Origin of the sequence: Micromonospora deserti, assembly GCF_003236335.1 — a bacterium.
Classification (GTDB): Bacteria; Actinomycetota; Actinomycetes; order Mycobacteriales; family Micromonosporaceae; genus Micromonospora; species Micromonospora deserti.
Window position 1 is genome coordinate 1 of sequence record NZ_POUB01000299.1, and the last position, 6,944, is coordinate 6,944.

The 6,944-nt window shown below is 75.1% G+C and carries 8 protein-coding genes; 3 read left to right on the plus strand and 5 right to left on the minus strand.

Features of this window, described 5'->3' with window-relative positions:
• The coding region (locus C1I99_RS27435) for a cadmium resistance transporter (RefSeq protein ID WP_111137108.1) at positions 1–576 on the minus strand (576 nt) is incomplete at its 3' end.
• A gap of 203 nt (positions 577–779) precedes the next feature.
• Here C1I99_RS27435 and C1I99_RS27440 point away from each other — a divergent pair.
• From C1I99_RS27440 to C1I99_RS27450, 3 genes are all read left to right on the plus strand, one after another.
• The gene (locus tag C1I99_RS27440; RefSeq protein WP_007462679.1) at positions 780–1,007 is read left to right on the plus strand and encodes a helix-turn-helix domain-containing protein; all 228 of its coding nucleotides are present in this window, start codon (positions 780–782) and stop codon (positions 1,005–1,007) included.
• A gap of 46 nt (positions 1,008–1,053) precedes the next feature.
• Positions 1,054–1,821, plus strand: a complete 768-nt coding sequence (locus tag C1I99_RS27445) for an enoyl-CoA hydratase/isomerase family protein (RefSeq protein WP_111137109.1) — start codon at positions 1,054–1,056, stop codon at positions 1,819–1,821.
• A gap of 112 nt (positions 1,822–1,933) precedes the next feature.
• On the plus strand, positions 1,934–3,910 hold the full coding sequence (locus tag C1I99_RS27450) for an ABC transporter ATP-binding protein (protein ID WP_111137113.1): 1,977 nt from the start codon (positions 1,934–1,936) through the stop codon (positions 3,908–3,910).
• A gap of 4 nt (positions 3,911–3,914) precedes the next feature.
• Here the strand turns inward: C1I99_RS27450 and mug are convergent, their stop codons facing one another.
• From mug to C1I99_RS27470, 4 genes are all read right to left on the minus strand, one after another.
• On the minus strand, positions 3,915–4,442 hold the full coding sequence (gene mug / locus C1I99_RS27455; RefSeq protein ID WP_233512748.1) for a G/U mismatch-specific DNA glycosylase: 528 nt from the start codon (positions 4,440–4,442) through the stop codon (positions 3,915–3,917).
• A gap of 152 nt (positions 4,443–4,594) precedes the next feature.
• Positions 4,595–5,356: an SDR family oxidoreductase gene (locus tag C1I99_RS27460; RefSeq protein ID WP_111137111.1), complete on the minus strand. Its 762-nt coding sequence runs from the start codon at positions 5,354–5,356 to the stop codon at positions 4,595–4,597.
• A gap of 249 nt (positions 5,357–5,605) precedes the next feature.
• On the minus strand, positions 5,606–6,115 hold the full coding sequence (locus C1I99_RS27465) for an SCO6045 C-terminal-like domain-containing protein (protein ID WP_233512749.1): 510 nt from the start codon (positions 6,113–6,115) through the stop codon (positions 5,606–5,608).
• A complete protein-coding gene (locus C1I99_RS27470; protein ID WP_111137112.1) occupies positions 6,112–6,930 on the minus strand; it encodes an MbnB/TglH/ChrH family RiPP precursor modification enzyme in 819 nt (272 codons plus the stop codon). The genes C1I99_RS27465 and C1I99_RS27470 overlap by 4 nt, the downstream gene beginning before the upstream one ends.
• Between the last annotated feature and the right edge of the window lie 14 nt (positions 6,931–6,944).

The window sequence follows — 6,944 nt, forward strand, 5'->3', positions numbered from 1 at the left end:
GGGGAGGAGGCCGGAGGTGGTCAGGATGACCAGACCGATGGCGATGAGGACGGCGGGGACCAGGCGGTGACCGGCACGTTCGACCAGGCGGACCACCCGGGGGTGGTTGCCGAGCCAGGCGCCGGCCGCGCACCACGCCGCGATGAGCACCACGAAGACCAGCAGGAAGACCGCGGTGTCGGCGGGGCCGAGGGCCCGGAAGACCGGCACGTAGACGGCGACGTTGTCAGCGCCGTTGGCGACCGTCACGCCGGCCACGCCGAGCGTCCCGGGCACCACCGCCGGCGCCTCCCCCTCGTCCCCGTCGAGTAGCGCGCGGACGCCGAGCGCGACTGGCAGCAGTCCGAGCAGACCGGTCCACGGGTCGGGCACCACCAGCAACCCGGCCGCGACCACCGCGCTGGCCAGGGCGAGCGCCCCGATGCCGAGGTACTGCCCGGCGACGATCTGCCAACGGCGGGGGCGGCCGGTGGTGCGCGCGGCGACGAAGAACAGGGTCAGGATGACGATGTCGTCGACGTCGGTGGCGGCGAACACCACGGCCGCGCCGGCCGCGGTGCCGAAAAGGTCGATCACGGCAGGGAGGCTACGGCCCGGCGGCCGGCGCCGCCCGTCGTGGGCGGGGCGGAGCCGCGGTGGGCAGGGTCACCCTATCGGGTAGCTGACATTGCATAGCGTGTCGGTTGGCGAAGAGTTGATATCTGGCGCATGATCGTTCGAGGCGGTCTAATAGGTGGGACCGTATCCGAACCGCACAGTCTGGGACGTGAGGACACAGCATGGCAGCCACTGGCACAGCCACCAGCACTGAGAAGGGTCGCCGGATCGTCGGAGCCGAGCGCCAGACGCTCGCCAAGGACCTGGTAAAGCGGTACACCTCGGGGGAGAGCATCCGCGCGCTCGCGGCCTCGACCGGCCGTTCCTACGGGTTCATCCACCGGGTGCTCACCGAGTCCGGGGTGCAGCTGCGGCAGCGTGGCGGCGCCCGGCGTCGCAAGAAGGCGTGACCCGCCCACCAGCGTCGTCCAGCAGCGCCGCGCCCCGGGCCGCCCGGTGACCGCCGAGGCGACTGGGGTACGGCTGGAATGCGACGGGCCGGTCGCGACAGTGACGTTGTGCCGGCCCGACGTGCTCAACGCCCAGACCCCGGCGATGTGGCGCGCGATGAGCGACTTCTCCCGGGAGCTCCCCGGCGACGTGCGCGTCGTGGTGGTACGCGGCGAGGGGCGGGCCTTCTCCGCCGGCCTCGACCTGTCGGTGGCCGGTGCGTCCGGTCCGGGCTCGTTCGCCGAGCTCGCCACCCTGCCCGAGCAGGAGTGCGCGGACCGGATCGCCGAGTTCCAGGGCGGCTTCACCTGGCTGCACCGACCGGACGTCATCTCCGTCGCGGCGGTGCAGGGGCACGCCATCGGCGCCGGGTTCCAGCTGGCGCTCGCCTGTGACCTGCGGGTGCTCGCCGAGGACGCCAGGCTGTCGATGGCCGAGGTGACGCTCGGCCTCGTCCCGGATCTCGCCGGCACCAGGCGCCTGGTCGACCTGGTCGGCTACGCCCGCGCGCTGGAGATCTGCGCCACCGGCCGGCGGATGGACGCCGCCGAGGCGGACCGGATCGGCCTGGCCACCCTGGTGGTGCCGAACGCCGAGCTGGACGCCGCGGTGCGGGACCTGACCGCCGGGCTGCTGGCCAACAACCGGGACGCCGTGGTGGAGATCAAGGCCCTGCTGGCCGGCGCCGCCGGCCGCTCGCACGCCGAGCAGCAGCGGGCCGAGCGGGAGGCGCAGACCCGCCGGCTGCGCGATCTCGCCGGGCGGGGAGAATAGTAAGGACCGCTCGGGAAGATCCGGGTTACGACCGAGGTTGTCACAGTCGTCGGGAGAATTGACCTGACGGTGCGGTCTGTCCGACGACCCGGAGGTGAGCGTGTCCAACTCGATGTCCGGCGGCGGCATGGCCGGTTGGAGCATGCTCCGGTCGATGCGCAACCGCGACGAGATCTCCGGTCATCACCTCAAGCGGGGCGTGGCCCGGCGGATCGTGGCGTTCGCCCGGCCCTACCGCCGCGACATCATCGTCTTCCTCGTCACCGTGGTGCTGGCCGCGATCATCGGGGTCGCCACCCCGGTGCTCGCCGGTAACGTGATCAACGCGATCAACCGGGGCAGCCCGGAGGCCGGTGCCGTGGTGGTCCGGCTGGCGCTGTTCATCGCCGCGCTGGCGGTGGCCGACGCGCTGCTCTCCCTGGCGCAGCGGTGGTATTCGGCGCGCATCGGCGAGGGCATCATCCTCGACCTGCGCACCCGGGTCTACGACCACGTCCAGCGGATGCCGCTGCAGTTCTTCACCCGTACCCAGACCGGCGCGCTGGTCAGCCGGCTCAACAACGACGTGCTGGGCGCCCAGCGGGCGTTCACCTCGACGCTGTCCGGCGTGGTCAGCAACGTCATCCAGCTGGTGCTCACCGCCGCGGTGATGTTCACCCTCTCCTGGCAGATCACCGCGCTCTCGCTGGTGCTGCTCCCGATCTTCATCATTCCGGCCCGCCGGGTCGGCCGGCGCCTCGCCGACATCACCCGTGAGGCGTACAACCTCGACGCCAAGATGAACGCGACGATGACCGAGCGGTTCAACGTCGCGGGCGCGCTGCTGGTCAAGCTCTTCGGCCGGCCGGAGGTGGAGGCGCGCCGGTTCGCCGGGCGGGCCGAGCGGGTGCGCGACATCGGCATCCAGTCCGCGATGTACTCGCGGACCTTCTTCGTGGCGATGCTGCTGGTCGCCTCGCTGGCCCAGGCCCTCACCTACGGCCTCGGCGGCTGGCTCGCGGTCACCGGCAACGTCAGCGCCGGCACCGTGGTGACCCTCGCGCTGCTGCTCACCCGCCTCTACGGCCCGCTGACCGCGCTGTCCAACGTCCGGGTTGACGTGATGAGCGCGCTGGTCTCCTTCGACCGGGTCTTCGAGGTGCTCGACCTGGCGCCCGCCATCGAGGAGAAGCCCGACGCGGTGCCGGTGCCCCGGGGCACCGGCCGGGTCGAGTTCCGAGAGGTGCGGTTCCGCTACCCCAGCGCCGCGGAGATCTCGCTGGCCTCCCTGGAGGAGGTCGCCACGCTGGACCGCACGGTCAACGAGCCGGTGCTCAGGGGGGTCTCGTTCGCCGTCGAGCCGGGGCAGATGGTGGCGCTGGTCGGGCCCTCCGGTGCCGGCAAGTCGACGCTGTCCATGCTCATCTCGCGCATCTACGACGTGACCGACGGGCAGGTGCTGGTCGGCGGCGTCGACGTGCGCGACGCCACCCTCGACTCGCTGCGCGACGAGATCGGCGTGGTCACCCAGGATTCGCACCTGTTCCACGAGACCATCGCCGAGAACCTGCGCTACGCCAAGCCGGACGCCACCGACGACGAGCTGTGGGCGGCGCTGGCCGGCGCACAGGTCGCCGACCTGGTCCGGTCGCTGCCCGACGGGCTGGACACCACCGTGGGCGAGCGCGGTTACCGGTTCTCGGGCGGCGAGAAGCAGCGCATCGCCATCGCCCGGCTGCTGCTCAAGGCCCCGTCGATCGTGATCCTCGACGAGGCGACCGCCCACCTGGATTCGGAGAGCGAGGCGGCCGTGCAGCGGGCGCTGTCGGTGGCGCTGACCGGCCGTACCGCGCTGGTGATCGCACACCGGCTCTCCACGGTCCGCGACGCCGACCAGATCCTGGTCCTCGACGAGGGGCGGATCGTCGAGCGGGGCCGGCACGACGAGCTGGTCGCCGTCGGTGGCCTCTACGCCGAGCTCTACCGCACCCAGTTCGCCGTCGCCGACTCGCCCACCCCGTACGTCGACGCGACCGGCCCGGAACCGGTGGCGCTGCCGATGCGGTCGTACGTCGCCGACGAGGCGCTGCCCCCCGCCGCCGCCAACTGAGCGGTCATTCGGTGGCGCGCACCGCGGCGCGCAGCTCGGCGAAGGCGGCGCCGAGGGTGTCCGGGGTGAAGTGCGCGTTCAGGCCGCTGGGGTTGGGCAGCACCCAGAGCCGCGCGCCAGCCAGCGGCTGCGGCTGCGGGCCGAAGGTCGCCTTCGGCCGGGCGAACCCGATCCGGTACGCCGTCACCCCCACCACCGCCACCCACCGCGGCCGGTAGTGGCTCACCTTGGCGGTGAGGACCGTCGCCCCGTCGACCAGTTCGGCGGCGCTCAGTTCATCGGCCCGCGCGCTGGCCCGGGCCACCATGTTCGTGACACCCAGACCGTAGCCGGGTAGCTCGTCCTGCTCGCTCGGGTGCAGCTGCCGCGGCGTGAAGCCGCCCCGGTGCAGCGCCGGCCAGAAGCGGTTGCCGGGCCGGGCGAAGTGCCAGCCGGTCGCCGCCGACCACAGGCCCGGGTTGATCCCGACGAACAGCACGTCCAGCCCCGGCGCGATGACGTCCGGCAGGGTGCGGTCCGCCGCGGCGGCCAACTCCTCCCGGGTCGGCCGCGGATGCCGGCCCGCCGCCGGCGGCCGGGCGGGCGCGCCGGAGCCCGCGCCCGGCTCACCACCGGCCGGACGGGAGCCCGGACCGGGGCCGGAGGCCGGACCCGGTCCGGCGCGGCGGCGGGTGGGGCCGGTCATCACAGGCCGCGCAGCGCGCCGCCGTCGACCGGTACGGTGACCCCGGTCAGGTAGCTCGCGGCGGGGGAGAGTACGAACGCGGCCACCCGGCCGAACTCCGCCGGCTCGCCGATCCGGCGCAGCGGGATGCCGGCCTCGGCCTCGGCGCGGGCTCGATCCGGGTCGCCGGTGGCGGCGAACAGGTCGGCGTTGCGGTCGGTCATGATCCGCCCCGGCAGCAGCCCGACCACCCTTACCCCGCGTGGGCCGTACTCGTCGGCGATGTCCTTGGCCGCGCCGGTCAGGCCGGGCCGCAGGCCGTTGGAGATGCCCAGGCCGGGCACCGGGCTGCGGGCCGAGGTGGAGAGCACCAGGCCGATCGCCCCACCCGTGCTGAGCGCGGCGGCGACCGTCCGCACCGCCCGCACGGTACCCAGGAACACCGTCTCGAACGAGTGCCGCCATTGCTCGTCGGTGACCGAGGCGGCGCTGCCGGGTGGCGGCCCGCCCACCGACACCAGCGCCCCGTCCAGCCGGCCGAAGTGCTCGCGGGCCGTGGCCACCAGGCGCTCTGGCGTCTCCGGATCGGCCAGGTCGGCGCTCACCCCGACGGCCCGCCCGGGCCCGCCGAGTCGGCGCGCTGCGGCGGCGACCGCGTCGGGGTCCCGGGCGGAGAGGACCACCCGGGCGCCGTCGGCGACGAGGCACTCCGCCGTGGCGTAGCCGAGACCCCGGGAGGCGCCGGTCAGTACGTACACCCGGTCGGTGAGTCCGAGATCCATACCGCGATCCTGCCCCACCCGGGCCGCTCCGCCAGCCCGGGGCCGCCGCCGGCCCGGCGCCAGCGCCCTTCGGGCCCGCGTCGCCCGGTCACTGCGCCAGTACCTGTCCTTCAGGGTCCGCGTTGCCCGGTCGCCCCGCCGCCTGTCATCCGGGGCCGCGTCGCCCGGTCACCCGCCGCCCACCCGGCGGCCGCCCGCGGGCCGGCGGAAGGCACGCGGCCGACGCGGGGGTGAAGGCCGGGCGGGTGGTCAGCGGCGGGCGGGGCGCAGCAGGCGTACCCGGCCGGCGAACTGGACAGCGACGGCCCCGCCGGCGCGCCCCCACGCCGGCCACCGGCGACGGCGCGGCGCCCGGCGCCCGTCGTAGCGCTCGGTCGCCTCCCGGACGGCCAGCTCCTCGGCGCCCAGCGGCGGCAGCGCGCCCCGCTCGCGCAGCTCACGGGCGAGGTCCCAGCCGTCCCGCAGCGAACCGGCGGTCGGCCGCCGGGCCGCCCACCCGGCGAAGATGCCCGGCCAGTCCGCACCGAGACCGGCGGCGAGCAGCGGCCACTGCCGGGCCACGTCCCCGGCCCGCTTGCGCAGCAGCGCGGCCCGGGCGGCGGCCAGCGGCGCCGGCGCGAAGCCGGGCGGGACCGGCCCGCCCGCCACCAGCGCCGCCACCAGCTCCGCCTGCCGGGCGGCCAGGCCCCCGCCCGACCGCTGCCCGCCGGGTGGGCCGGGGTCCGCGCGCCCGCCCGGATCGGGTCGCCGCCCGCTCATGTCACCACCGGGAACCCGGACGCGGCGGCGAGGGCGTCCAGCTCGGCGCGGAGCACCGGCGCGGGCGGGTAGTTCCCGTCCCGCTCCAGCAGCAGCGCCGGCGGGCGGTGCCGGGCGCACACCTCGCCCAGCAGGTCGAGCACGGCCGGCGGCACCCGGTCGGTGTGTGTGTCGTGGTAGAAGCCGCCGTGCTCCGCGCCGCCGGCCACGTGCAGGTACGCCACCCGGTCCAGCGGCAGCCGGTCGAGCAGCGCGACCGGGTCGGCGCCCCGGTTGCGGGCGTTGGCGTACACGTTGGCCACGTCGAGCAGCAGCCCCGCGCCGGTCCGGTCCAGGATCTCGGTCAGGAAGTCGGCCTCGTCCAGCTCCTCGTCGGGCCAGTCGAACAGCGCCGCGATCGGCTCCAGCGCCAGCGGCACCGGAAGCTCGGCCTGGGCGCGCGCGACGTTGGCGCAGACCACCTCGACCGCCTCCCGGCTGCGCGGCACCGGCAGCAGGTGGCCGGCCTCCAGTCCCCCGGCCCGGACGAAGGCGATGTGCTCGCTGACCAGCGGTGCGCCCACCAGCTCCGCCACCGCGGCCAGGTGGGCCACCCGGGCGGGGTCGACCGGCTCCGTGCCGCCGAGGGAGAGGCGCACCCCGTGGGGTACGACCGCCACGTCCCGCTGGCGTAGCGCGGCGAGGCCGGCCGGGAGCGGGCCGCCAGCCGGAACCGACTCGGCGACCACCTCGACGAAGCGCAGCCCGGGCAGGCCGGCGACGAAGCCGTCGATCTCCGACCGCCAGCCGATACCCACCCCGCTCGGGCCGGTCATCCGCCGCACCCACC

Bases quoted from the DNA above. Each gene is read 5' to 3' on its own strand.
- C1I99_RS27440 (WP_007462679.1), top strand. From the start codon at position 780: ATGGCAGCCACTGGCACAGCCACCAGCACTGAGAAGGGTCGCCGGATC.
- C1I99_RS27450 (WP_111137113.1), top strand. From the start codon at position 1,934: ATGTCCGGCGGCGGCATGGCCGGTTGGAGCATGCTCCGGTCGATGCGC.
- C1I99_RS27460 (WP_111137111.1), bottom strand. From the start codon at position 5,356: ATGGATCTCGGACTCACCGACCGGGTGTACGTACTGACCGGCGCCTCC.
- C1I99_RS27465 (WP_233512749.1), bottom strand. From the start codon at position 6,115: ATGAGCGGGCGGCGACCCGATCCGGGCGGGCGCGCGGACCCCGGCCCA.
- C1I99_RS27470 (WP_111137112.1), bottom strand. From the start codon at position 6,930: ATGACCGGCCCGAGCGGGGTGGGTATCGGCTGGCGGTCGGAGATCGAC.